The 24,537-nt window shown below is 29.5% G+C and carries 26 protein-coding genes, 5 pseudogenes and 1 other annotated feature (1 of these 32 running past the window's edge); of the genes and pseudogenes, 23 read left to right on the top strand and 8 right to left on the bottom strand.

The features are described from left to right. The first annotated feature begins 355 nt into the window (after positions 1 to 355). The 4 genes and pseudogenes from PZA12_RS18395 to PZA12_RS18380 all read left to right on the top strand — a co-directional run. Positions 356 to 1,036, top strand: a complete 681-nt coding sequence (locus tag PZA12_RS18395; RefSeq protein ID WP_078116736.1) for a DUF5680 domain-containing protein — start codon at positions 356 to 358, stop codon at positions 1,034 to 1,036. 20 nt (positions 1,037 to 1,056) lie between these two features. Continuing rightward, on the top strand, positions 1,057 to 1,926 hold the full coding sequence (locus PZA12_RS18390) for a methionyl aminopeptidase (RefSeq protein ID WP_103697975.1): 870 nt from the start codon (positions 1,057 to 1,059) through the stop codon (positions 1,924 to 1,926). Between the two features lie 549 nt (positions 1,927 to 2,475). After that, a complete protein-coding gene (locus PZA12_RS18385) occupies positions 2,476 to 3,363 on the top strand; it encodes a virginiamycin B lyase family protein (RefSeq protein ID WP_103697976.1) in 888 nt (295 codons plus the stop codon). Between the two features lie 12 nt (positions 3,364 to 3,375). Continuing rightward, positions 3,376 to 3,623 (top strand): annotated as a pseudogene (locus PZA12_RS18380) (DUF2200 family protein); the annotation flags it as partial. A gap of 190 nt (positions 3,624 to 3,813) precedes the next feature. Here the strand turns inward: PZA12_RS18380 and PZA12_RS18375 are convergent. Further along, positions 3,814 to 4,266, bottom strand: a complete 453-nt coding sequence (locus tag PZA12_RS18375) for a VOC family protein (RefSeq protein WP_103697977.1) — start codon at positions 4,264 to 4,266, stop codon at positions 3,814 to 3,816. 127 nt (positions 4,267 to 4,393) lie between these two features. On the opposite strand from PZA12_RS18375, the gene PZA12_RS18370 reads away from it, so the two are divergent. The 4 genes from PZA12_RS18370 to PZA12_RS18355 all read left to right on the top strand — a co-directional run bounded on the left by PZA12_RS18370 (position 4,394) and on the right by PZA12_RS18355 (position 7,112). Then, positions 4,394 to 5,332: a helix-turn-helix transcriptional regulator gene (locus PZA12_RS18370; protein ID WP_103697978.1), complete on the top strand. Its 939-nt coding sequence runs from the start codon at positions 4,394 to 4,396 to the stop codon at positions 5,330 to 5,332. 263 nt (positions 5,333 to 5,595) lie between these two features. After that, on the top strand, positions 5,596 to 6,123 hold the full coding sequence (locus PZA12_RS18365; RefSeq protein WP_103697979.1) for a GNAT family N-acetyltransferase: 528 nt from the start codon (positions 5,596 to 5,598) through the stop codon (positions 6,121 to 6,123). A 289-nt stretch (positions 6,124 to 6,412) separates the two neighbouring features. After that, complete coding sequence (locus PZA12_RS18360) at positions 6,413 to 6,673, top strand: hypothetical protein (RefSeq protein WP_242984811.1); 261 nt, start codon at positions 6,413 to 6,415, stop codon at positions 6,671 to 6,673. Positions 6,674 to 6,761: 88 nt separating this feature from the next. Then, positions 6,762 to 7,112 (top strand): DUF2200 domain-containing protein, encoded by a 351-nt coding sequence (locus tag PZA12_RS18355; RefSeq protein ID WP_078116730.1) that lies wholly within the window; start codon positions 6,762 to 6,764, stop codon positions 7,110 to 7,112. A 176-nt stretch (positions 7,113 to 7,288) separates the two neighbouring features. Here the strand turns inward: PZA12_RS18355 and PZA12_RS18350 are convergent, their stop codons facing one another. Then, positions 7,289 to 7,975 (bottom strand): YetF domain-containing protein, encoded by a 687-nt coding sequence (locus PZA12_RS18350; RefSeq protein ID WP_103697981.1) that lies wholly within the window; start codon positions 7,973 to 7,975, stop codon positions 7,289 to 7,291. Positions 7,976 to 8,353: 378 nt separating this feature from the next. Here PZA12_RS18350 and PZA12_RS18345 point away from each other — a divergent pair, with 378 nt between their 5' ends. Together PZA12_RS18345 and PZA12_RS18340 are read left to right on the top strand one after the other, a co-directional pair. After that, on the top strand, positions 8,354 to 8,800 hold the full coding sequence (locus tag PZA12_RS18345) for a hypothetical protein (RefSeq protein WP_103697982.1): 447 nt from the start codon (positions 8,354 to 8,356) through the stop codon (positions 8,798 to 8,800). Positions 8,801 to 8,885: 85 nt separating this feature from the next. After that, a complete protein-coding gene (locus tag PZA12_RS18340) occupies positions 8,886 to 9,476 on the top strand; it encodes a TetR/AcrR family transcriptional regulator (protein ID WP_242984812.1) in 591 nt (196 codons plus the stop codon). A gap of 110 nt (positions 9,477 to 9,586) precedes the next feature. Here the strand turns inward: PZA12_RS18340 and PZA12_RS18335 are convergent, their stop codons facing one another. Next, positions 9,587 to 10,429 (bottom strand): nitroreductase family protein, encoded by an 843-nt coding sequence (locus tag PZA12_RS18335; RefSeq protein ID WP_103697984.1) that lies wholly within the window; start codon positions 10,427 to 10,429, stop codon positions 9,587 to 9,589. 410 nt (positions 10,430 to 10,839) lie between these two features. Between PZA12_RS18335 and murI the strand changes: the two genes are divergently transcribed. Both murI and PZA12_RS18325 read left to right on the top strand, forming a co-directional pair. Beyond that, the gene (gene murI, locus PZA12_RS18330; RefSeq protein WP_103697985.1) at positions 10,840 to 11,628 is read left to right on the top strand and encodes a glutamate racemase; all 789 of its coding nucleotides are present in this window, start codon (positions 10,840 to 10,842) and stop codon (positions 11,626 to 11,628) included. A 42-nt stretch (positions 11,629 to 11,670) separates the two neighbouring features. Further along, positions 11,671 to 12,006, top strand: a pseudogene (locus PZA12_RS18325) (carbon-nitrogen hydrolase family protein); the annotation flags it as partial. Positions 12,007 to 12,152: 146 nt separating this feature from the next. Here the strand turns inward: PZA12_RS18325 and PZA12_RS18320 are convergent. Continuing rightward, the gene (locus PZA12_RS18320; RefSeq protein WP_103697986.1) at positions 12,153 to 12,728 is read right to left on the bottom strand and encodes a TetR/AcrR family transcriptional regulator; all 576 of its coding nucleotides are present in this window, start codon (positions 12,726 to 12,728) and stop codon (positions 12,153 to 12,155) included. A gap of 141 nt (positions 12,729 to 12,869) precedes the next feature. Between PZA12_RS18320 and PZA12_RS18315 the strand changes: the two genes are divergently transcribed. Together PZA12_RS18315 and PZA12_RS18310 are read left to right on the top strand one after the other, a co-directional pair. After that, positions 12,870 to 13,844 (top strand): SDR family NAD(P)-dependent oxidoreductase, encoded by a 975-nt coding sequence (locus tag PZA12_RS18315; protein ID WP_103697987.1) that lies wholly within the window; start codon positions 12,870 to 12,872, stop codon positions 13,842 to 13,844. Between the two features lie 51 nt (positions 13,845 to 13,895). Further along, positions 13,896 to 14,180, top strand: a pseudogene (locus tag PZA12_RS18310) (DUF2200 family protein); the annotation flags it as partial. A 127-nt stretch (positions 14,181 to 14,307) separates the two neighbouring features. On the opposite strand, the gene PZA12_RS18305 reads toward PZA12_RS18310, so the two are convergent. After that, positions 14,308 to 14,940, bottom strand: coding sequence for a TetR/AcrR family transcriptional regulator (locus PZA12_RS18305; protein ID WP_103697988.1), 633 nt, complete (start codon positions 14,938 to 14,940; stop codon positions 14,308 to 14,310). A gap of 130 nt (positions 14,941 to 15,070) precedes the next feature. On the opposite strand from PZA12_RS18305, the gene PZA12_RS18300 reads away from it, so the two are divergent. From PZA12_RS18300 to PZA12_RS18285, 4 genes are all read left to right on the top strand, one after another. Beyond that, positions 15,071 to 15,526 (top strand): nuclear transport factor 2 family protein, encoded by a 456-nt coding sequence (locus PZA12_RS18300; RefSeq protein ID WP_103697989.1) that lies wholly within the window; start codon positions 15,071 to 15,073, stop codon positions 15,524 to 15,526. 34 nt (positions 15,527 to 15,560) lie between these two features. Continuing rightward, entirely contained in the window at positions 15,561 to 16,142 is a 582-nt protein-coding gene (locus PZA12_RS18295; RefSeq protein WP_103697990.1) for a flavodoxin family protein, read from the top strand. A 391-nt stretch (positions 16,143 to 16,533) separates the two neighbouring features. Next, the gene (locus tag PZA12_RS18290) at positions 16,534 to 17,382 is read left to right on the top strand and encodes a sialate O-acetylesterase (RefSeq protein ID WP_103697991.1); all 849 of its coding nucleotides are present in this window, start codon (positions 16,534 to 16,536) and stop codon (positions 17,380 to 17,382) included. 63 nt (positions 17,383 to 17,445) lie between these two features. Further along, on the top strand, positions 17,446 to 17,967 hold the full coding sequence (locus PZA12_RS18285) for a PadR family transcriptional regulator (RefSeq protein WP_103697992.1): 522 nt from the start codon (positions 17,446 to 17,448) through the stop codon (positions 17,965 to 17,967). Between the two features lie 294 nt (positions 17,968 to 18,261). Here the strand turns inward: PZA12_RS18285 and PZA12_RS18280 are convergent, their stop codons facing one another. Then, positions 18,262 to 18,828, bottom strand: a complete 567-nt coding sequence (locus PZA12_RS18280; protein WP_103697993.1) for a TetR/AcrR family transcriptional regulator — start codon at positions 18,826 to 18,828, stop codon at positions 18,262 to 18,264. A gap of 160 nt (positions 18,829 to 18,988) precedes the next feature. On the opposite strand from PZA12_RS18280, the gene PZA12_RS18275 reads away from it, so the two are divergent. Continuing rightward, positions 18,989 to 19,942, top strand: a complete 954-nt coding sequence (locus tag PZA12_RS18275; RefSeq protein WP_103697994.1) for a ketopantoate reductase family protein — start codon at positions 18,989 to 18,991, stop codon at positions 19,940 to 19,942. 244 nt (positions 19,943 to 20,186) lie between these two features. Here the strand turns inward: PZA12_RS18275 and PZA12_RS18270 are convergent, their stop codons facing one another. Continuing rightward, entirely contained in the window at positions 20,187 to 20,726 is a 540-nt protein-coding gene (locus tag PZA12_RS18270) for a TetR/AcrR family transcriptional regulator (RefSeq protein ID WP_103697995.1), read from the bottom strand. Positions 20,727 to 20,845: 119 nt separating this feature from the next. On the opposite strand from PZA12_RS18270, the gene PZA12_RS18265 reads away from it, so the two are divergent. Together PZA12_RS18265 and PZA12_RS18260 are read left to right on the top strand one after the other, a co-directional pair. Continuing rightward, positions 20,846 to 21,592, top strand: coding sequence for an EFR1 family ferrodoxin (locus PZA12_RS18265; protein WP_103697996.1), 747 nt, complete (start codon positions 20,846 to 20,848; stop codon positions 21,590 to 21,592). Between the two features lie 142 nt (positions 21,593 to 21,734). Further along, a pseudogene (locus PZA12_RS18260) lies at positions 21,735 to 22,046 on the top strand (dihydrofolate reductase family protein); the annotation flags it as partial. A 116-nt stretch (positions 22,047 to 22,162) separates the two neighbouring features. Here the strand turns inward: PZA12_RS18260 and PZA12_RS18255 are convergent. Continuing rightward, positions 22,163 to 23,194 (bottom strand): SDR family oxidoreductase, encoded by a 1,032-nt coding sequence (locus tag PZA12_RS18255; protein ID WP_103697997.1) that lies wholly within the window; start codon positions 23,192 to 23,194, stop codon positions 22,163 to 22,165. A gap of 232 nt (positions 23,195 to 23,426) precedes the next feature. Here PZA12_RS18255 and PZA12_RS18250 point away from each other — a divergent pair, with 232 nt between their 5' ends. Then, the gene (locus tag PZA12_RS18250) at positions 23,427 to 23,849 is read left to right on the top strand and encodes a MerR family transcriptional regulator (RefSeq protein WP_103697998.1); all 423 of its coding nucleotides are present in this window, start codon (positions 23,427 to 23,429) and stop codon (positions 23,847 to 23,849) included. Between the two features lie 121 nt (positions 23,850 to 23,970). Continuing rightward, a pseudogene (locus tag PZA12_RS18245) lies at positions 23,971 to 24,273 on the top strand (ABC transporter ATP-binding protein); the annotation flags it as partial. A gap of 84 nt (positions 24,274 to 24,357) precedes the next feature. After that, positions 24,358 to 24,537: a binding site (T-box leader), on the top strand; it runs 221 nt beyond the window's last position.

The raw sequence follows: 24,537 nt of genomic DNA, 5'->3' as shown, positions 1-24,537 counted from the left end.
GAAAGATTGGAACTTGAATTACAAAAAAGAGGCATCAAGCTTTTCATGCAGGTTTTATTACAAGTATAATATTCATGGTGATAGGCATTATTCCAGATTTGTTTCTAACCAACAATCTGATGGAGGACAACAAAATATCAGCAATGACTGACAATGAATCAGAATAAAAAAGATGAGTTCTATTATTTGCCGATGTTACGGAGAACTTCATCATAAGCAAATAATAAAGCAGAGAATGTTTGATATTAAAATTACTTTTTTACAGAATGCAACTTTTAGTTGTCAACTGTGTTATATTTAGGTGGTAGAAATATGATAATATTGTAAGTATACTAATACCAGGAGGGATTAAACTATGAGTTTTCAGGAACAATTGCAAACACTTAGAAAAGCAAAAGGTCTATCGCAAGAAAAATTAGCTGAATTCTTAGGCATATCAAGACAATCAGTTGCAAAATGGGAAGTAGGGCAGTCCTATCCAGATATAGCTAGATTAATTGCATTAAGTGAGTTCTTTAAAGTAAGCATTGATAAATTAGTCAATGATTATGAAGAAAATTGTAGGTTATCAATAGAAGAAAATAAAATTAATAATATAAATAAAAATATAATTGATTTTCTATGTAGGGCTAAAAAAGCTACGTATTCTGGAAATGGTGCAGAGTGTAAATCTTCAAGACCAAATTCTCATGATTTAGAATATGTAGAAGGAAACTTAAAATATATTGATACCTATTTAGGTGGAGAAAGATTTTCAGGGGAAGAAGGTTTGTGGCAAGATGATATTCCATTTTGGTCAATGAATTATACTGGAAGAGTTTTGGATGAAAGATTTTCAGGTAGTTTTTTAAAGGAAGCTTTGAGTTTAGTAACTGAAGATAATCCATATAGAGGTCCTATTATTTATCAAAATGGACAGTATAAATATCATTGCATTATAAATGGTGAATTTAAGTGGTTTCAAGGGCATGAGGAAATATATTTTGATAATATTAAAGTTTATGAATGTTATTTTCATGGAGGATCAATTAAATAGTTAAAACAAGGAGTAATATTATGATATTAAATAGGAATGATTTATGTTGGTGTAAAAGTGGCGTGAAATATAAAAATTGTCATTTAGAATTTGACAAAAAGTTAAGTGATTTAAAAAGAAAAGGACATATAGTACCAACAAAAGATCTTATAAAAACAAAAGAGCAAATTGAAGGAATAAGAAAGAGCGCAGAGGTTAATAATGGTCTTTTAGACTTGATTAGTGAAAACATCAGGGAAGGCATGACAACAGAGCAAATAGATAAATTAGCATATGAGTATACTACATCAAAGGGTGGAATTCCAGCAGACCTTAATTATGATGGATTTCCTAAAAGTATTTGTATATCAATAAATAATGAAGTATGTCATGGAATACCAAGTGACGATGTTGTCCTTAAAAATGGAGATATTGTAAATGTAGATGCAACTACTATATTAAATGGATATTATTCAGATGCATCAAGAATGTTTATGATTGGTGAAGTAAGTGAAGAAGCCAGAAAATTGGTTCAAGTAACTAAAGAATGCGTAAATAAAGGACTGGAAGCAGTTAAACCTTGGGCATTTTTAGGAGACATTGGAGCAGCAATTCAGGAACATGCGGAAAGTAATGGCTATTCAGTAGTTAGAGAATTTGGAGGACATGGAGTTGGTTTAGATATTCATGAAGATCCATTTGTTTTTCATTTTGGAAAAAGGGGAACAGATATGGTTTTGGCGCCTGGAATGGTGTTCACAATTGAACCAATGATAAATGCTGGAAGTCATGAAATATTTATAGATGAGGATAATGGATGGACTGCATTGACAGCTGATGGTTCTCTTTCAGCACAATGGGAGCATACAGTTCTTGTAACAGAAGATGGGGTAGAAGTTATTTCAAAATAGTTGTTTAATTTCATTTATATATTATATAAATAAGCAAACAATTAGATAGTTCTTATTTGACAAATAAAATCTATTATTGATATAATTTCTTTATGATTTAAGAATGGGAGGTATTATATTAGCTATGATTTACTAATTCACTTTCAAGCCTAATTTTATAATGAGCACAAGTTTGTGTTTTTTTGTTATACGCTGGAGTGGATGATTAGTTAATAATATACCTTTTATGTATAGGATTATTATAATATTTTAAAAAATATATTTTTTCTATTTAGGGAAGTGTAAGGAAAATTAATGGATTAAAGTTGAGTTGTCAGCTTTTCTATAGTTTTAGGTATATTTCATAGCATTTAAGGGTATTTTTAGATATGAAAACAATTGACATCCTCTCCAGTAAAATGGAGGGGATTTTTTATGCTTTTGCTATTATTAACTTAATAAATATTTTAATATAATTCCTAATAAATTGTATATATGGTTTAGGGAAAAAATATATATTGATATTGTTCAATAAGAGAAAATTTATAAAATATAAGGAGATAAAATATAATGAATATAAAGATTAATGAATATTCAATTCGGACCTCTCAATCAGGTCCGTATGGAATCACTGCAGGTATTGATGAAGCACTATGGTTTACAGAAAATAAAGCGAATAAGATAGGAAGAATTACTGTAAAAGGTGAAATAGAAGAATACCTTGTTCCATCACAGGAGGCTGGACTTTCTATTATAGTCTCTGGAGCAAATGGAGACTTATGGTTTACAGAATATAAGGCTAATAAAGTAGGGAAAATCACAATAAAAGGCGAAATTGAGGAATATAGTATCCCAACTGCTGATTCAGGACCTTTTGGAATAACTGAAGGACCTGATGGAGCAATATGGTTTACAGAAATTACAGGGAATAAGATAGGTAGAATTTCAAATTTAGGAGAGATTATAGAATATAAATTACCTAATGATAGTTCATATCCGTCTTCTATAGTATGTGGCAGCGATGGTGCACTTTGGTTTACAGAGAATCAAGGTAATAAAATAGGCAAAATTACTATGTTTGGAGAGATTACTGAATATCCTATACCTACAATAGGGTCAGGACCAGTTGGAATTACAAGTGGGCCTGATGGAGCATTGTGGTTTGTAGAAATAAACGGAAATAGAATAGGAAGAATTACAACGGAAGGAATTATTAATGAGTATGATTTGAAAACTGTAAAGGCCAGACCGCATGCAATTATTACTGGTAGTGATGGAGCACTTTGGTTTACTCAATGGGGAAGCAATCAAATAGGCAGAATTACAACAAATGGAGAGGTTAGTGAATATGAAATTCCTACAGCAAATTCAGAACCACATGGAATAGCAGTAGGACCAGATAAAGCAATTTGGTTTGCTGAGGAATGCAATAAAATAGGACAATTAATACTTTTGTAAAATTCCAGAAATAAGACTGACTCTGAGACTTTCTTTGGGTCAGCCCACAAATGAATCATATGCGAACTTTGATTAAAGGAGTTGTCTGTGGTGTTCAAGTGGAAGAGATTGAAGAACCAACTATTCAGGAAATTCGCTATTTAGATAAGCTAATAGATGAATTAGAAAAAGCAGCTGATAAACCATTTAAAGTAGATACTTTCCCAGTAAATATGAGCGGATTTTCAGGGCTCCCTTGTAGGGTGATTGCTGAAGTATAGTGGTGTGAGAGGATGGAAACAAAATAATTGTTTTCATCCTACTCCATTTATTATAATGTATTTTGCTATAGCTTATTTTTAGGTTATAGTGATTAACTTGATTGATTATTTTCAGTAGCTTTCATTTCTCCGTAAACATCATATTATAAACCAATTCCAAATCTCATTTTACTCATACATTGAATAATTGTTACTTTAATCTCTCATCAAAACATAATTGAATTTTAATACCAAATGGGTCTTCAACAATACCATATGCTTTACTAAATATATTACTGGATAATGGTACAATTATTTTAACTCTTTCATCTGTAATTAAGCTATTGTAGAATTGTTGGATTTCCTCCAAATCAGCACTTTGAATACATAGAGAAGTATTATTGCCAGCTTGGTACTTTTCATTAGCATCCATTGGATTTTCATTAAGCATAATTTTAGTCTTACCTATTTTTAAAACAGAGTGAGAGATGTGATTTTTATTTTCGTCATTAATTTCTATTGATTTATCCCCCATCTTTACCAGGTCTGCATATGTTACAATCATTAACTGTTCTGCATTAAAGTGTTTCTTGTAAAAATTAATAGCATCTTGTGCTTCTCCATTCATTGAAAGGAAAATAGCAATTTCTAGCGTTGTACTCATAATATTAATCTCCTTTGTATAATAAATTAGATATCAATGACTATATTATTGATATAATTAGAGTATAATACTCAAAGGTGTCAAAATATGAAACCTTTATTCAGAAAAATTTTACAACGGAGGATATATGAAAAAATCAGAAAGATTAAACCATATGATGATGTATTTGAATGACTTCGATTACTTTAATTTAAGTGATTTAATAAATAAATATAGCATTTCAAGAAGTACAGCTTTGCGTGACATTGCTTCATTAGAAGAATTGGGAATGCCTATTTATGCAGAGCAAGGTAGGTACGGAAGATATGTTATATTGAAAAATAGATTATTGTCACCTATTATATTTACCATAGATGAAGTATACGCTTTATATTTTGCAATGCTCACACTGAAAGCCTACGAGTCTACACCTTTTCATTTAAGTATAGAAAAATTAAATGAAAAATTTGAAAACTGCCTATCAGGAGAACAAATAAAAGAAATTAATAAGATGAAAAAGGTCTTAAAATTTGAAGCATCCAAGCATAATAGTGTTAGTCAATTCTTAGATAAGATTTTAGAAAGCATTATTAATGAAATTAGCTGTAAGATTAAGTATTTGAAAAATAACAAAACTGTAAATTATCATATACAGTTTTTTGAAATTTCCTCTAAATTTGGACAGTGGTATGCTAGTGGAATAGAGCTTAAGAGTAATAAGTACAAAGTTTTTAGATGTGATAAAGTGACCTCATTAGAATTTAGCAATGATAAGTTAGAATTTCCAATTGAAAAATTAATAAATTCTCCCTTAGAGTTCTACCAATCTGATAAAAGTATTCAATTCGAAGTAGAAATTTTAGATAGTGCAAAAGATATTTTTTATAAGGAAAACTATCCTTCTATGAAAATAGAATTAGGTACAAAGACAATTATAAAGGGATTTTTTAATGTGGGTGAAGAAGAATTCATATCTGATTATTTCCTTAGATACGGTACGTCTATTAAGTCAGTGAAACCACAATCATTAAAATCTATTATTTATGAAAAAATTAAAAAGATTCTAAATCATTATGAAGAAATTTAAGGCTTATATATACTAAAATATTAATTTTATTAAAGTCCTAATTTATAAGTTTTCTATTGAGGATATTAAAAAATTATGAGCGATAAATTCAAATTTCTCGTTAAGGTAATTTACAATCTGTAAAAAGTGTGTATTAAATTAAGAAATGCTCTCTGAAAATTGAGTAATATAGCTTTTACAAGATATGTTATAATCAATTTTCAATGGTAAATTATTGTAATGAAACAAAATTTATATTTCAAATTGATTTGGAGGTGATACATATGGATATTACTATTGAATTTGGGCAAGTAAATGATATTGATGAATTAGAAAATCTTTATAATGATTTAAATGATTATTTGGCAGATGGAGTAAATTATCCGGGATGGATAAAGGGTATATATCCTGTAAGGCAAAATGCAATTGATGGCATTAAAAACGGAAATCTTTATGTAGCAAAGCATAATGGAACAATCATTGGTTCTATTATTTTAAGCCATGAGCCTGAACCGGCATATTATAATGTTAAATGGGGATTTGAGTATGACTATTCAGATGTTTTTGTTATACATACATTTGTTGTTCATCCAAGATTTATGAAATGTGGTGTAGGTAAAGCACTAATGGACTTTGCTGATAAACATAGTGCTAAGTCAAAAGTTAAATCAATTAGGTTGGATGTTTTTGAAGGTAATATGCCTGCCATTAAGCTTTATGAAAAATGTGGATTTAAATATATTGATACTGTTGATTTGGGCCTTGGAAACTACGGATTGGATTGGTTTAAACTGTATGAAAAATTAATATGAAATAATATGTATAGTCCTATATAGTATTTGTTGAATATTTTCCATATAGTTATGAATCAGTAAAATTAAATAGCAAATTTTAAAATCGTATTATTCAAGATTGGATTTACGATTTTTTTCACGCAATTCTAAAAAGGAAGTAATAAAGGTTTTATTACTTTCCAATTATACGGAGGATCACATTATAAGTAGAAAGCGATTTTATTGAATATTTGAAAGTAATTGGTATATAATTAGATTAATGTAAATAAATGCGAATAAACTCGCTATGGATTTTGAGGGGATAATTATGTATTATAATACTAAATTCAAAATTATTAATATAACAATATCAATAATAACTATTTTAACAGCAATATTTTCTGTTTTGAAACCTAATCTAAGAATGATTATTATGCCAATTGTGCTTATGTTATTAGGAATACAACAATTAATAATGGGTATTAATTCTTTCAAGTTAAATAAGAAAAAAGAATACACCTTATCAATGGGAGTCAGCATATTTTTGTTCTTATGTTCAATAGTTTCAATTAAACTTATAAATTCCTAATATTATTAGGAGGAATTTTTTTGTGAAAATTTCAGAGAAATGCTTTAAATATTATAAATAAAGAAAATTACATAAGTGAGGATGTATTATGACAAAACATAAGATTTATACAATGAGTGTAGCAAGTGTCTATCCACTTTATGTTATGAAGGCGGAGAAAAAGGGACGTACAAAAACAGAGGTTGATGAAATAATCCTATGGTTGACAGGATATAGCAAAGAAGAGCTAGAAGCTGAGCTGGAAAAACAGACTAATTTTGAGACTTTCTTTGCAGAAGCTCCTAATATGAATCCTTTACGGACTTTGATTAAAGGAGTTGTCTGTGGTGTTCGAGTGGAAGACATTGAAGAACCAACTATGAAGGAAATTCGCTATTTGGATAAGCTAATAGATGAGCTAGCAAAAGGAAAAGCGATGGATAAAATTTTGAGAAAATAATTATCAAAAGCAAAGAAACACTGATTTTATATGAGAAATATAAATAATTGGTGTTTTTTGTTGACCTGATTAATTTTGAAACATCATGTAATGTATTTTTAGTTAGTATAAAGGTTAGTGAGGTTATGTGAAATAAGTTATATAAAAAATGTTAGAAAGAAGATTTTGCATATAAATTATTTCTTTTGTAAGAATAATGTACCATCACTTTGAAGTTCTCCATATATTATATCAGCTAAATTAGATATATTTTGCATTTTAAGTTGAGAATATAACCAATCTTCGCTTAAATTTAATTCTTTCAAATTATGTCTAACTATTTTTCCGTCAGAAATTATTTCAGATGGTAAATATTTTGGTGTAGGGATAGTAATGTTCATATCAGATTTAGTAATTTGCTGATCTTGTGGCTTTTTCATTACACTTAAGTTTCCGTTAGGTTCTAGTATAGCATATTCTACTTCTTTAATAGAGAAGATATTTTGTTTCCTAAGTAGCATTAATAAATCATCTAAATTAACACGATTAGATGTTAAAGAAGCTTTTAAAATTACCCCTCTTTTTATAACTATTGTAGGTTGACCATCAATTATTTGTCTTAATTTACTGAATTTTAAGCCAATGTATTCAACTAAAAGAGTTAACACACACCAAAAAATTAACCCTATAAAATCATCCCAAAAAGGTTCTTCGGTTTCACGAATCATATTAGCTGCTATTGAGCCAATTGTAATTCCAGTAAAATAATTAAAAAATGTTAGGTGGCTCATTTGTTTTTTTCCTAATATTCTGGTTAAAACTAGTAATGTTATAAAAAGTATAAATGTTCTTAGTAAGACGTCAGGTGTGTTTGTTGGGATCATTGGTATTACCTCCTAAAGTTATAGCGAAAATAATCTTTATGTAAAGAAAATAGTGCAGTATAAAAAGTAATAAATATAAATGAATTATTGACTATTAATAACGTTTATATTCAAATAAATAGTCAATTATAATGATTAATGCATAAATTATCCAAATATTAAAAAGAAATGTATATAGAAAATTGATAGTAATATTAGATGTGTGTAATATTGAGTCATATGTAGATTTTGCGTAGCAATTAATAAAAATAGATTTTTGAAAATTAGCTGATGTAATATTTTGAGATATGTTATAATTATCCATAAATAAATCAAAATCATAAGTGGGTTTAATTTTTTATAGACAGAATATTATATTGCTTTTGATGGAGGAAATCAGTGAAAAAATTATTTAAATTTATAGGTGTTTTTTTATTAATAGTTGTGATCTTAATTTCTGTATTTCTATATATACAAATAAATAAACCATATACTGAGGTTATTGATATCAATTGGTCTATTAAATTACCAGACTCATATAAAGAAATTTATTCAATTGAGAGTATAGCAAGTGTTCATGGGGATGGTGAAAGATATCATATTTTTGAATATACAAAAGAAGACGATATTGACCAATCTCTAAATTGGGAAAGTAATAAAGATAAATCTATCGAAGCAGAAATAGATAAAGTTTTGTCTGGATTAAATGTTCCAAAGGAGAATATGCCCAATTTTCAGAGTGACTATAAATACTATATTGAAAAGAAGGATAGTGATTCTTCAAAATTATATCTAATATTTATGACTGACACAAAAAAACTTTTTGTAATTGAAGATATACTATAATTCATTTGATTTAATTCTGTTACAATTAATGTAATTTGAAACATAAAACTAAAAATGATATAATTAAAAATAAAATAAGAAAGCGGTGATAAATTTGGATAAAATATCGCTAGATAAAGAAACGATCCTTAATGCAACAGAAGAAATAATTCGCCGTTTCGGACCAGATAAAGCGAATATCACTGACGTGGCAAAATTATTAAAAGTAAGTCATGCTGCTATTTATAGATATTATAATGGAAAAACAGATCTATGGAACGCTGTTACCGAGCGTTGGCTTACACGTTTGCATGCTCCGTCAAATAACATATTAAAAGAAGATAGTCCTGCAGATGTTAAACTTAGTAATTTACTCGAAAGTTTTGTTGAAGCTAAGCATAACAGTGCTATTAATGATCCGGAAATGTTTGCGAACTACATAAAACTAGCTCAGAGATCAACGGAAGTAATAAAAAAGGGTATAGAAGAGGGAATTAATTCTATTGAGAAGGTTATAGTGCAAGGAATTACAGAGGGTATATTCTTTACAGAATCTCCTTATCAAGAGGCGAGATCTGTATATCTTGCAACCAGCGTTTTTATTCATCCAAACACATTTGAAGATCCTGACCGAAAACAAAACATAGAATCTGTTATAAATCTTCTAATAAAAGGACTTAAGAATTCCAATAAGTAAATATTCTATATAAGAAATGGCCGACTATTATCGGCCATTTCTTATATGGTTATCTAAATCACAGTCACATTAAAATATAAATTAATGCAACTTATACAATTTCTTTCTTATTATTTTCCCCAAGTAACCTGCAATGGGCTTCTATCTACCAAACGGTTATAAGTGTATTTTGGAAAGCCGACCATAAGTCCTGCTGTAACCTTCATATTTTCTGGTAAATTTAAAATATCAAGTAATGGTTTATAGCCAGCAGTAGCACAAGCGTCAAAAAATCCAGTAATGCAACTTCCAAGTCCCATTGAAGTCGCATAAAGTTCAGCATATGCTAGAGAAAAAAGCGTACTGTCATGTCCCATTGATGAAGAATTTTTATGAACTATTGGTATCACTAGACAAGGAGCATTACGCAATACAACATCATCACCAGTCTCACGATAGTGTCTTACATGACTGGTAAATGGTGCTTCTAATGGTGATCCAGCATAAGGTGGGTGTTTCAATGCCTCTTCTAACCAATCAACAGCAACTGATGTGATTTTGCGTAATGTATCAGGATTATCAATTACATGATAGGAAACTCCTTGTGAATTACCACTTGTTGGCGCAAACCTGGCAACATTTAAAAGCTGTTCTATCTTTTCTCTAGGAACTGGTTTATTTTGAAATTCCCTAATAGAACGTCTGCTGCGGAGAAAGTTAGATGCAGTATCTTCGTCAAGAACTGGTGTTTTTTCTAGTTCTACTTGATTTGCTAAAGGTGTTTTTACATTGTCAAGTGCTGCACTGTGACAAACAGCCACACAGTGCCCACAGGAGATACAAAATTGTCCTACTACCTTTGGCCCATTTTCATCCATACCTATAAAATCAGTTGGACAGACTTTGGAGCAGCTTCCACACTTAGTACATTTAGATTGATCAACCTGTATCAAATTTCTATTATCTTTTTCCATATTATAATTCCTCCCCTTGAGATGATTATAGAATTTAATTGAAAGTTACAAATGCTTAAGTATGTAACTTGTAATTTGATTTTATCATACAATAAAATTAATTACAAGTTTATAAATATGTAACTTATAATTAGTTATGCCAGCTCCACATGTAATTTGAGTATATAAAACACCATCAGTCCTGTCTTTACTAATAAGATAATTTTTATATTAGTAGATTTCTTATTTTTTGCGATAATCAAAAATTTGAAAATAATCTTTTAAAGTAGTTTTATTTTAAAAATTGAATAATGTGATATTTACCAAATATGTTATAATTGTTTTGCTGAAGTAAATTTATGTGAAACAATGATGAAATAAAGCTTCAGTGGAGTAGCATATAAATTTTATTTATTGGAGGAATAGAAAAAATGAAAATAGGTTTTTTTGATTCAGGTATCGGTGGTATTACTGTATTATATGATACGTTAAAAGTGTTACCTAATGAAGATTATATATATTATGCAGATACATCAAATGTTCCATATGGACCAAAACCAAAAGATGAAGTTAAAAAGTATATTTTAAATGCTATAGATTTTATTGTTAAACAAGGAGTTAAGGCAGTAGTTATTGCTTGTAATACTGCTACAAGTGTGGCAATAGAGGAGTTGAGAAGTAAATATAGCATTCCGATTATTGGTATGGAGCCTGCAGTAAAGCCCGCTATTGAGAAAAACAAAGATATGAATAAACGAGTTTTGGTAACTGCTACTGCTTTGACGTTAAAGGAAGAAAAATTACATAATCTTATTTATAAATTAGATAACGAACATGTTGTTGACTTACTGCCTCTTCCAGGATTAGTTCAATTCTCAGAAAAACTAGAGTTTGATGAAGAAATAGTATTACCGTATCTTAAAGATGAGTTATTTAAATTTGATTTAAATAATTATGAGGCTATTGTTTTAGGATGTACCCATTTTTCGTACTATAAAGATATGGTTAGAAAATTAGTGCCTTCAAATGTTAGTATAATTGATGGAAATATTGGTACTGCAAAAAATCTTAAAAGAATTTTGAAAGAAATGAATTTATTGAATGAAGGGCATGGCAATATCACTTTCTATAATTCAGGAATTATAGTCGAGGATAAAGCAGAATTAGATAGGTATAACAGACTATTTAAAAGAATGGATAATATAAACGAATATAATTAACTTACCTATGCAAAGGTTCATACCTGTGATTTTGGAGATGAATGCAGATTAACAGCCGGTGATGATTTTTATGTTGCCGATTTAGGCACTTCCCAAGGTAATGTAAAAATAGGTGCAATGATTTGCTATGACAGGGAATTTCCAGAAAGCGCAAGAATTCTTAGGTTAAAAGGCGTTGAGATTATTTTAGTACCAAATGCTTGCCCTATGGAGATAAACCGCATTTCACAGTTGAGATCAAGAGCATATGAAAATATGGTTGGTATTGCAACTGTAAATTATCCAAAAGGTAAACCTGACTGCAATGGCCATTCTTCTGCATTTGATGGGATTGCGTACAGACCTTCCGACTTTGGTTCAAGAGACACGCTTATTTAAAATGAATGGTGTGTTTTTTTATGCTCAAAGTTTTTAGGAAATGAGGGGGGACAATTTTGAAAGTCCAAGTTAAAACCGCCCCCCCATCTTATATAGTAAATAACTCATAAAATAAATTCTAAAATTTCATGTTAATGTTTTATTACTTAAATAAAAATAACATCTACAAATGAATTAATTAAATCAGTCGGATCATCTAATCCTTTTTCTGGTTCTAGATGCCCAGTAGAGTTAAGCTCAACAAGACCAAGAATAAATGAAGATGCCATTGCGGTTAATTGTTTCGGCGATTTATTAACAGTACATTTTTGTTCATGAGCTTTTTCCAAACATTCATACAAGAGTGCAAATACTTCAATGGCTGAAATGTGCAGGGTAGGATATTGCTCCTTATTCCATTGCTTGCGGAACATTAATGGATAATGCTCTTGATTCTTTATGCCAAAATCATAAAATGCATATAAGACTTCATAAACAAGTTTTTTAGGATTATTTATTTCTCCAATTAATTTTGAAATACGGTTTTTTAGCGTATCAAAATTTTCAGTCACAATGGCTGCAAGTAAATCATCTTTATTTTTAAAATATACATAAACTGCACTTCTAGATAAATTCGTTTCTTTTCCAAGGTCACGCATACTAACCGAATCAACACCACTTGTATCAATCATTTGCCTTGTGACATCAATCAATTTTTGTTTTGTATCATTACTATTTTTCATATGAACCTCTTTTGCCAATATATTTATAATAATTTTACAACACTATGTTGACACCGTCAATGTTAGGGATTATAATAAATTCAAGTTGACAGTGTCAATTACAAAATATGTTAAATTTACTTGCAAAGAAGGAGTGTTATTATGTTAAATGAAATGAATTCAAATAAAAAAACAATTATTATAACTGGGGGGAACTCAGGATTAGGTTATGAATGTGCTAAAAACATTGCTAAAGCTAATATTAATAATCATGTTATACTAGCTTGCCGTAATGCAGCTAAAGCAAATGATGCAGTTAATTCACTAATTAAAGAAACAAACAATAACAACATAACTTCTTTGGAACTTGACCTTGCATCCTTAGAATCAGTAAGAAATTTTGTGAGCAAATTTTCAAAATCAAATTATCCACCACTATATGCTTTAGTTTGCAATGCAGGATTAATTATGGTTGATAAAACTCATTATACTAAAGATGGCTTTGAAAGTACCTTTGGAATAAATCATCTTGGACATTTTCTACTATCCAATATGCTGCTAGAAAAGATGACTGATTCAGGTAGAATAGTCTTTGTTAGTAGTGGAACTCATGATCCATTACAAAAAACAGGGATAGCTGAGCCTGTATATGAAAATGCAAGATTATTAGCTTATCCTAAGGATGCTAATGAAAGTAAAAATATGATGACGATTGGTCAACGTCGCTACACAACTTCAAAATTATGCAATATATACTGCGTATATGAGTTAGCCGAAAGAATAAAAGAACAAACTAATAAAAATATTACAGTAAATGCTTTTGATCCTGGACAAATGCCAGGTACAGGGTTTTCACGCACTTTTCCTCCTTTAATGAGATTTGTTTGTGATTATATTCTCCCTATTTTTACTTTAGTTCGTCCAAGTGCTAATACTGCTAGCAAATCAGGTAAAGCATTAGCATCACTCATAATTAATCCTGAACTTAATGAAATTACAGGTAAATATTTTAAAGGCACAAGAGAAATAAAAACTTCGAAGCTTTCCTATAATAAAGAAAATAGAAAAGATTTATGGAGGACAAGCGTTGAATTATCAAAACTAAATAAAGATGAAACAATATTAAAATTAGACTAAGAATAATTGATAAATTTCCTCTTACATATGTAAGAGGAGGAAAATATCATGGACAAAAAAGGACATACAAAAACAGAAGTTGATGAAATCATTCGCTGGTTGACAGGATATAGCCAGGAAGAGCTAGAAGCACAAATGGAAAAACAGACAGATTTTGAGACTTTCTTTAGGGAAGCTCCCGCAATGAACCCTTTAAGGATCTTGATTAAAGGGGGTGTCTGAGGTGTCCGAGTGGAAGATATTGAAGAACAAATTATGAAGGAAATTCGCTATTTGGATAAGCTAATAGATGAGTTAGCAAAGGGAAAAACGATGGATAAGATTTTAAGAAAATAATAATTAAAAACGAAGAAACACTGATTTTATATGTAAAATATAAAATCAGCGTTTTTTTTTGGCCAGATTAATACTCAAATAAGAAATAATTATGTATATATTCAAAGATGTTGAATAACACATATATTTATGTTGACTTATTATTGGTATCTTTATAACGAAGTCCATCGATAACAATGGACATTAATTTATTGAATCGTTCGATATCCCAATCACCTTTACGCTGTTCTATAGCAAACAGAAGACTCATCATAAGGGTAATTAAATCCTTTATATCTATATCTTCACGTACAGCCTTGGCTTGCTGAGCACTGGTGAGGAGAGTAGCAAATGTTGACTGAAAATCCTGTAGCACATCAAAATCTGTCATTCCGGTATTTAAAGCATCTTTTAACGCCTTGTTAGTAAATCCATCTTCTATGATATGTGTAAAGAAATTAAAAAAAGCTTCACCTGGATCAATATTATTAATTAGAGACTTAGCTCTTTTTGTAAGCTGCTGTTTATAATTAATATTTACTGCCTCAAATAGTGCTTCTTTGTTTGGAAAATGGCGGTATACTGTACCAATGCCTACACCAGCCTGACGAGCAATTTCACTTATAGGAATTGACGTTCCTTTTTCAGAAAAAATCTTATATGCCGCATCAAGTATTTGCTCTCTATTTTGTTTTGCATCCGCTCGCAAGGATTTTGAATTATTATCATCAGGCTGCGGAATATTCTCTGTATTGTGTACAGAGCACTCTTTATTTGTCATCCAGATAACCACCTTTCTTTTTTATTTTACTTCAAAGTTTGAATATTGACAACGGAATCATCATTCCGTATAATATTAACTAAACGGAATATGAGTTCCGTTTAGTTAATATTAAAAGGCGGTGTGTATTATGAATGAAGAAAATAAAAATATCAGAAGTCCAAGGGAAATATTTGAACTTGCCCAAACTATGTTTCTAAATAAGGACTTGAGCAGTTTTTCTGACTTATTTGCAAGTGATGGTATATTGGAATTGCCGTTTCATATTCAAAAATCAATGAGGTTAATTCAGGGACGTGAGAATATTCGTAATTATCTTGCGATGATGCCAGCTGCACTTTTAAAACCAATAGGATATAAATCCATGACAATACATGAGACAAGCAATCCTGAAATTATTATAGCTGAGTATGATATGTACGGTGAAGTTACGGCTAATAACAAGCCTTTTCAGAGGAGGTATCTTCAAGTTGTTGAGGTTCGTAATGGCGAAGTTATAACTTTACGCGACTATTGGAATCCTATTGATACTTTCGAAATACTTGATCGTTTGCCTAAACGTTGCACTATTCTTACACAAAAGTAAAAGTGATTATTGTATTTAGAAGGAGAGATATAAAATGCCAAAAGTTGTTATTCTCAACGGCAGCCCAAGAAAAAATGGGTATACTACAAAATTGTTAGAACAAGTAGCAAAAGGAGCGAAATCTAAAGGTGCCGAAATAATTGAATTCGATTTAAATGATTCTGGAATTCGTGGCTGTCAAGGGTGCTTCTATTGCCGTACACATGATGGTTGTGCGATTAAAGATTATTTACAGCCAATGTATAAGGTTATTGCTGAGGCAGATGCTATTGTATTTGGTTCTCCAATCTATTATTACCAAATTACAGGTCAAGCAAAAATTTGGTTAGATCGTACATTTCCAATGGTTGGAGATAATTTTGCACCGAGACATCCCGATAAAAAGGTAATATCGATATTTACTCAAGGTAGTCCAAATCCTGAAATGGGTGCAGAGAACATTAAAGCTGTTAATAGTATGTTTGTAGCATATGGCTGGGAACTAGAAGATAGTATTCTTTGTTGTGGAACTACAAATTTTCATTCAGAAAAGCTTGAGAGGTATGATTCTAATTTAGAGCAGTTCGAGGAACTATCTTTGAGAGCATTTAAGGATGGAGAAAATCTAGTTAGGTAAATTTCAAACACGCAATATCATTATTAATCAATAAAAATAAATAATAGATTTTAAAGTCGCATTATTCAAATGAATTTGCGATTTTTTTAATGCTCGATTTTAAGTAGAGCTGCTTAAAAACTCATATCTACAAATGAATTAATTAAACTGGTTGGATTATTTAATCCTTTTTTAGGTTCTAGATGCCAGCAGAATTAAGTTAAACAAGATTCAGTATAGATCCTTATGGTTGACAATTAGTCTAATTAGACTATAATATTTAAGAGAAGTTAGTCTAATTAGACTAGTAGTAAATATATTAAGAATAACTAATATATAAACAAAGTAAATACTTAACATTTATTAAGAATCAGAAGAATTTCTTAGTAAAGATAAAGAAAGGATGAAAAAAATGATTAAATCGTTTTTAATGATAGGACAGTCAAATATGGCTGGGCGTGGATTTATTCATGAGGTACCCCCAATTTATAATGAAAGAATACAAATGCTGCGTAATGGTAGATGGCAGATGATGACGGAGCCAATCAATTATGACAGGCCTGTTTCGGGAATAAGTCTCGCTGGTTCATTTGCAGATGCATGGAGTCGTCAAAATCAAGAAGATACTATTGGTTTAATTCCTTGTGCTGAAGGTGGAAGCACACTAGATGAGTGGGCTGTAGACGGAGTGCTTTTTAGACATGCTATAAATGAAGCTAAATTTGCTATGGAAAGTAGCAAGCTCACAGGAATTTTATGGCATCAAGGAGAAAGTGATAGTATTAATGGTAACTATAAAGTATATTATAATAAATTACTTTTAATTATTGAGGCTTTTAGAAAAGAGTTGAATGCTCTAGATATTCCAATTATCATTGGTGGATTAGGAGATTTTTTAGGTAAAGAAGGATTTGGGAAAAGTTGCACTGAATATAAATTCATTAATGAAGAGTTACAAAAGTTTGCTTTTGAACAAGATAATTGTTTCTTTGTTACAGCATCAGGTTTAACTTCTAATCCTGATGGTATTCATATTGATGCAATTTCTCAAAGAAAATTTGGTTTACGTTATTTCGAGGCCTTTTCTAATAGACAACATGTATTGAAGCCATTAATTAACGAAGATGAGTTGCTGAATTTAAATAATGCTAGAACACATACTAAAAATGAAAAGATATATATAAAAAGTATGGAGTTTGCATTAGGAAAAATATCATATGAGGAATTTGTATCTCAATTCATGCAAACCAACAATGATTAAATCTTATAATTATGAAATAATAGTTAATATAATTTTGCTGAAGAGCATAAAGGAGGTGTTTTTTTGATACCATTACTAATTTTAGGTTTATTAAAACAAAACCCTGGTTCTTATGGATACGAATTATTAGCCTTAATGGAAGAGAGACACTATAAATATATAGCAAATTTCACTAAAGGTTCATTCTACTACAATCTTCAACAATTAGAAGAAAAAAAATATATTAAAAAAGTTAACAAATCAGACAATACTAGGGAGACTAATAATTACATTATAACTGAACTAGGAGATAAGGAATTTGAAAAATTAATGTATAAGTATGGATCTAAGACAGATTATATAAACTTATCTTTTTATGCAGCAATGCTATTTGCTGATGAATATAAAAGCGAGGATCTAACAAAACTAATAGAAATACAAATTGAACAAACTAAAAAGAAAATTACTTTATTAGAACAATCTCTTGAGCATGATGAAACTATTTCTACATATTTTAGAAAAATGTTGGAGAATTCCCATTCACATCATTTAGTAAATGTAAAGTGGTTTGAAGGACTATTAAAAGATATAAGAAATGAAAATTGATTTAAGGAAATATCTGTTATTTAGAAATTAGAGAGGAAAGAACGATAAACCAAGGAGTTAATGGATATTTTATAGAAAAGTATGGGTGTGTTTTCTGTTTCAAGGTCGTTAAGGTAAACAGAAACACACTTATTTTTTTATCCTCGGGAATAAACCTTTTAGCATTTTGTATATATTAATATGCTCTCATAGATAATTTTTTAACGTTTAAGAAGAGACGAATATTTCAGGACATAAATTTGAACATTAAGAGCTTTTTCATAGAGTTCTTGGGGCATTTTTTAGAGAATTATTTTATTTAACAGCTTTAATCCCATTCATAATAAAGCTAATAGTTTTTTCGATATTGTATTCTTTATCATTCTTACTAAAATAGCAATATTGAGCACAACTATATACTGATGAGGAAATTAGTTTGACTAATATATTTGTGTCTTTAGAATCTAACTCATTTCTAGATACCATACTATTTAATATTTTTTCAATAAGATTGTCTATTTTATATTTTAATAAATTATCTACAGTAGAAGCTATAGATGTAGAATCAATTTTACGCTTTTGATAAAATGAAATATTGTATTCATAAAGGAAGAAAATAAGTTCCTTTATAATTTCTTCATTTAAATCTGTAGCGCTTAAAATTTCTATTGGTAACATTTCTTCAAAACAATCTATAACAAGTTCTTCTAGCAAAATATACTTATCTAAATAATGAGCATAAAAAGTTGCTCTATTTATAGTTGCCTTTGTTGTAATATCTTTAATTGTTATATATTTAAAATCTTTTTCCTCAAGTAATTGGACAAACGATTCTTTAATCAAATTTTTAGTTCTTACTGCTCTTGGATCTTTTTCATTCATAATTTATCATTAATCTCCTTTGATAAAACAACAGATTTAAAAAAATGTTGTTTATACAACATAGCTAAAAATCTATTGGTTGTAGCTTTATGAGTAATCAAATATTATATTAACATACACTTATATTTTAAACAACACATGTTTAATAGGAGGGAATATAATGAAAATTTTAATGATAGGTAGAGGAGTAATTTCAACACAATATGGATGGGCTTTAGAACAAGCAGGGAATGATGTGACATTTTACGTGCGTAAAGGAAGAATCAATCAGTATGGTGATATAGTGAATTTAAAAATATTAGATGGCAGAAAGAATAAAAAAGGTGATTTAGTAAATAAAGTTTGGAAAATTAAAATGATAGAAGAATTGTCATCTGACCATGATTTTGATTTGATTATGATAAGCGTAAATCATAATCAATTAAGTACTATAATAAATTGGTTAGAACCACTTGTTAAGAATTCAACTGTTTTAATATTTAATAATATTATTAATGAGCCTTTAAACTCAATTGGATCAATTCCAAAAGAGCAAGTTGTTTGGGGATTCCCTGGAGCTGGTGGATCTTTTATAAATAAAAACACATTAGATGGTGGGTTCATGAAAAACATATTTATGGGCTTCGTTGATAATACTACTAATAAATCTAGATATGATATGGTGACTCGCTTATTTAAAAACTCAGGTTTTGGTATTTCTGAACAGAAAGATATGCGTAATTGGCTATGGTTTCACGTAATTACTAACGCAAGCATGATGGCGGCAGCATCAAAAGTAGGTTCGCTTAATAATCTATTTGATTCTGCAAATGCCCTTAAAGATTTTGCTTTAATATTAAGGGAACTTACACCATTGATGGCAGCTAAGGGCTCTAAGGTTAGTACAATAATAAACATCGCAGTGAATTTACCTGCAGGTCTTGTGGCTTTTGTAATGAAATTAGCATTAGCTGAAGGTAAGCTGCCAAGAGAAATAATGAGAAGTGCTAGTGGGAGTGAAAATCTAAAAGCTGAAAGTAATGTGATATTTGTGCGCGATACTCTTGCTGAAGCACGTAGGCTTGGGATATCCATTCCTAGGCTTGAATCTTTAGACTCACCTATTTATAAATAATTTTAGTGGTTTTTAAACACAAATAACTAGGCAGTTTTTTAGTTCGTGTAAATTTTAAATTGAGGTATAAAATGTTTGAAGGATATGACCCAACTAAAGTACCTGAATACTATAAACCTGGTAATCCTAATCAATAATTAGATATGGCCGATTTTTCGTATGATATGCTTGAAGATAAATAAGTATTAATAGAAAACACTGGAACTATTAAAGAAAAGAGATTCTAATATAGATAACCCCTATATTACTTATTTATAAATTCAGAAACTGTCGTTGCCATATAGTCATCACTTTGTTTCATACCATTTTTAGCCCATTCAATTAATACATTATATAATCCACCTGCCATATACTCAATCCAAAATTTATGCTTCTCTGGAAGAAGTGAATTCTTGCAGAAAATCGTTTGGGATAGCTCATAAAAAGATTCAATACATTTTTCAAGAAGTATATTAGTTAAACTGGAATTTATTAAATTAGAAATTAATTTTTCATGTTTTCTAAAGTAAGAAAAGTATAGGCGTAGATTTTCATAATTGTATAGGGTTTCTTTTTGCATTACTTCCTTTGAATATTCATTAAAGAGTTCATCAAGGTATGTGGTTATAATATCTTCCTTTATATTATAATTTCTATAAAAAGCCATTCGAGAGACTCCAGCTTTTTTTGTTATTTCTGTAATGGAAATTTCTTTGAAATTCTTTTTTTCCATTAAAATCATAAGTGAAGTAAAAATACTTTCCTTTGTTATCATATTCTGTATATTAGTAGATTTATTTACCATAACAATATCCTTTCTTTTGTAACGTTTGATCTATCTTCTATTGAAATATTCTTTTGCTCACATTATACTATACACAAATAAGTGTTACAATTGTAACGTTGAAATTTAAGGAGGATATCATGAAAATTTTATATTTCACAGCAACAGGTAATAGTTTATATATAGCAAAAAGCCTTGGAAGTGATTATTATTCAATTCCTAAATTAATAAAAGAAGGTAAATATGATTTAGAAGACGAAAAAATCGGGATTGTATTTCCAATTTATGGTGGAGGGGTTCCTAAAATCGTTGAAGAATTTCTAAATAAAGCAAAATTTAAAAGTAAATATATTTTTGGAATAGCAACTTATGGAATGTATGCAGGAGCTGCAACAAGACATCTTTTAGAAATCGGAAATAGAAATGGAATTGAATTTTCTTATATTAATGAAATAGTTATGATTGATAATTATCTTCCAGGGTTTGATATAAATAAGGAGCTAGAAAAAGAACCTAAGAAAAAGATAGAAGAGAACTTAGAAAAAATAATTAAAGATATTAATGAAGAAAAGAAATATATTAAAAAACATTCTTTTATTGCAAGTGGTCTTAGAATACTAATTGAAAAATTGTCTTATGATGATCAATTTGAAAAGAATTTTATTGTAGAAAATACTTGTACTGGCTGCAAAACTTGTGAAAAAGTGTGCCCTGTAAATAATATAAAAGTAGATAAGAAACCCGTATTTATGAACAATTGTCAGAGATGTTTGGCATGTACTAATAATTGTCCACATAATGCAATAAGAGTTAAAAAGGAAAAAAGTAAAACTAGATTTATTAATCAAAATGTTACATTGAAGGAAATAATAAATGCAAACAATTAATTTGTCTTCTTCCATTATTTTCTTTCTAATATATTATATGTCATGACAATTATTATGACTTATAATTAATTGTATATCAAACAATAATAACAATAAAACAGGTGAAAATCAAAATATCTTAGACAATTAGGGAGGCTTTAATGTGAAAAGAAAGATAATTTTAAATCTGGCAATAAGTCTTGATGGATATATAGCTTCAGAAGATGGTGGATATTATTGGATAGTTGGACATGGAGATAATACATTAAATACTGAAAATAAATTTGATTTTGACAAATTCATAGAAGGTATAGATATAGTAGTTATGGGTAAAAATTGCTATGACCAAGATATGCATAATGATTATAAAAATAAAAAAGTATATGTAGCAACATCTCAAAAACTTCAAAATCAAGATAATCTTCATTTTATTAGCGGAGATATTGTTAAAATAATACAAGAAGAAAAAGAAAAACATGAGATAGCGCTTCTATAAAGTCAAATTAGAATATTAAATAGGGAATACTCTTGCTTATAATAAAACTTTAGGCAAGAGTATTTTTGTTTAAATTAATAATATTAAAACTTTATTTATTTTATAATTTCATATTCAATCATACTTTTTAGTGAAGCAAGAATAGCTTCTTCTTTAGTTGCAATGGGTTTCCAACCTAGAATTTTTTTAGCCTTTGAATTACTCACATTTCGGTTCATCCTTAAAAGAAGGGTTGCTTCTTTTGCTTGCTTATTAAATAATGCTGCAAAATAAATAATCCAATTAGGTAAGGTTTTTGTAGGAACTTTATTCGCAATATTGGGATTACTATTTTTAAAGAGTTCTGCAATTTCAGGCAAAGAAATTTGACCATCTGATGATGCTATAAAGCGCTGGCCGTTTGCATTAGGATTTGTCATTGCACGAATATGTAAATCAGCTACGTCTCGAACATCAACAATATTTAATGGTATATTAGGAATTGCCTTCATGGAGTCGTCTAATAAATGTTGTATAAGCCCAAAGCTACCTGAAACGTGATTGCTTAAAGAAGGTCCTAAAATAGCAACAGGATTTACGGTAGCAAATTCTAAATTGCCACCTTCTTTTTTTATAAAATCCCAAGCTGCATGTTCTGCTAATAATTTTGATTTTTCATAAGCTGATAAACCTTTTTCATTTGGGTCTGTCCAATCTTCTTCTGTTGTAACAATATTTGAGTTCTTATTGCTAAATCCAACTGCACCAAAATTTGAAGTCATTACAACACGTTTAACATTAGCATTTTTAGCAGCTTTTAGCACACGAATTATTCCATTCACTGCAGGGCGCATCATTTCATTTTCATCTTTTGGAATCGTAAAAAATACTGGTGATGCTACGCTTAATACATATTCACAACCTTTCATAGCTTCTTCCCAATTATCATCTTTTGATAAATCTGCTTCAACAAATTGGAGATTTTCAAAGGCAGTTATACCGTTAACTTTTAACGTATCAATTACTTTATCTTTGCTCTTTAAGGAGCGTAGGGTTGTTTTTACTTTATAACCCCCTTGCAATAATTGAAAAATTATATGTGTACCAACAAAACCTGTGCCACCTGTCACTAAAACAGTTTTTGACATCTCTTATACCTCCAGTAAATATTTATTAATCATTTAGGAATTAATATCTTATTAGTTATTCTTCTACTTAAATTTGAAAGTAGAGTATTATCTTGGTCATTAATTTTAATTCAACTAAGCATATATTAATCGCTTGAAAATTAAAGTCTTATGATTTATACTCATGTTAATACCTAGAGTTATATCGAGGTCAAGGTTTTTTTGAAAATAAATTTTAAAGGGGATTTAAAAATTGACTTATAGTATTAAAGATATATCAGAAATGTTTAATATATCCATATACACAATTCGCTTCTATGATAAAGAAGGACTTATGCCATTTGTTCTAAGAAATAAAGCGGGAAACAGAGTGTTTACAGAGTCAGATGTAGGCCTGTTTAGGACAATTTGTTGTCTAAAGAACACAGGCATGCAAATTAAAGATATTAAAAAGTACATAGACTTATGTATGGAAGGTGCTAGCACTATAGATCTAAGAGAAAAATTACTTTTAGAACATCAAGAGGTAATTATAAACCAAATAAATGCTCTTAATAAAAATCTAGATCATATTCGTACAAAAATTGAAAAGTATCAATCTCCTAATGCTTTCGAAATTATTAGTGAAGAAAGAAAAAAAGTTTATGAGGAGAAATGTGAGAATCACTTATTATAATAATAAAATAAAAGGAATACTCGGAGTAATCAAAGCTTTGAAATAGAGAATATTATGAGATTAAGGAGAATGTCAGAAAATATATTAGGAATATATATAAAACGGACAGATATAGTAAAGAGTTACTATCATGACCAATCATTTTGGTGGAAATGGACTATATATTTTAGATGAACCAGAAGCGGCATTGTCAGCAGTAAAACAAATGGCTATGCTTACTATTATTAATGAACTTGTAAAGAAAAAATCACCGTTTATTATTGCAACTTATTCACCCATATTAATGGCATATCCAGGTGCAGATATATTTGTTATTGATGATGATGGAATTACGAAAGCTCCGTATAAAAAGACTGATAACTATATTATAACAAGAAAATTTTTAGAGAATCCTGAAAAAATGATAGGTTATTTATTTGAATAAGGTATCACATGTAGAAGATATAATACTATGATGAGAGGTTTTACGTATTATATTTACAAAAACAGCTTTTTATTGTAAAATGTATTAAAAGCAATGAAAAGAAGAGTAGATAAAATAGTTCATTTTCAGAGAGCTCTAGATGGTGGGATTGAGCAATGGATTTTTATTGAAGAAGGTCTTGGAGCTGCACACTGAGTCTATTTTATCCGATAGCTAGTAATCTGTAATACTCTCTCATATATAGGTGGAAGATAACGGCTACAC

Source organism: Clostridium beijerinckii (genome assembly GCF_036699995.1).
Lineage (GTDB): Bacteria > Bacillota > Clostridia > Clostridiales > Clostridiaceae > Clostridium > Clostridium helianthi.
Note: the sequence above shows the minus strand (reverse complement) of the source record. Positions and strands in the feature narration are given on the sequence as shown.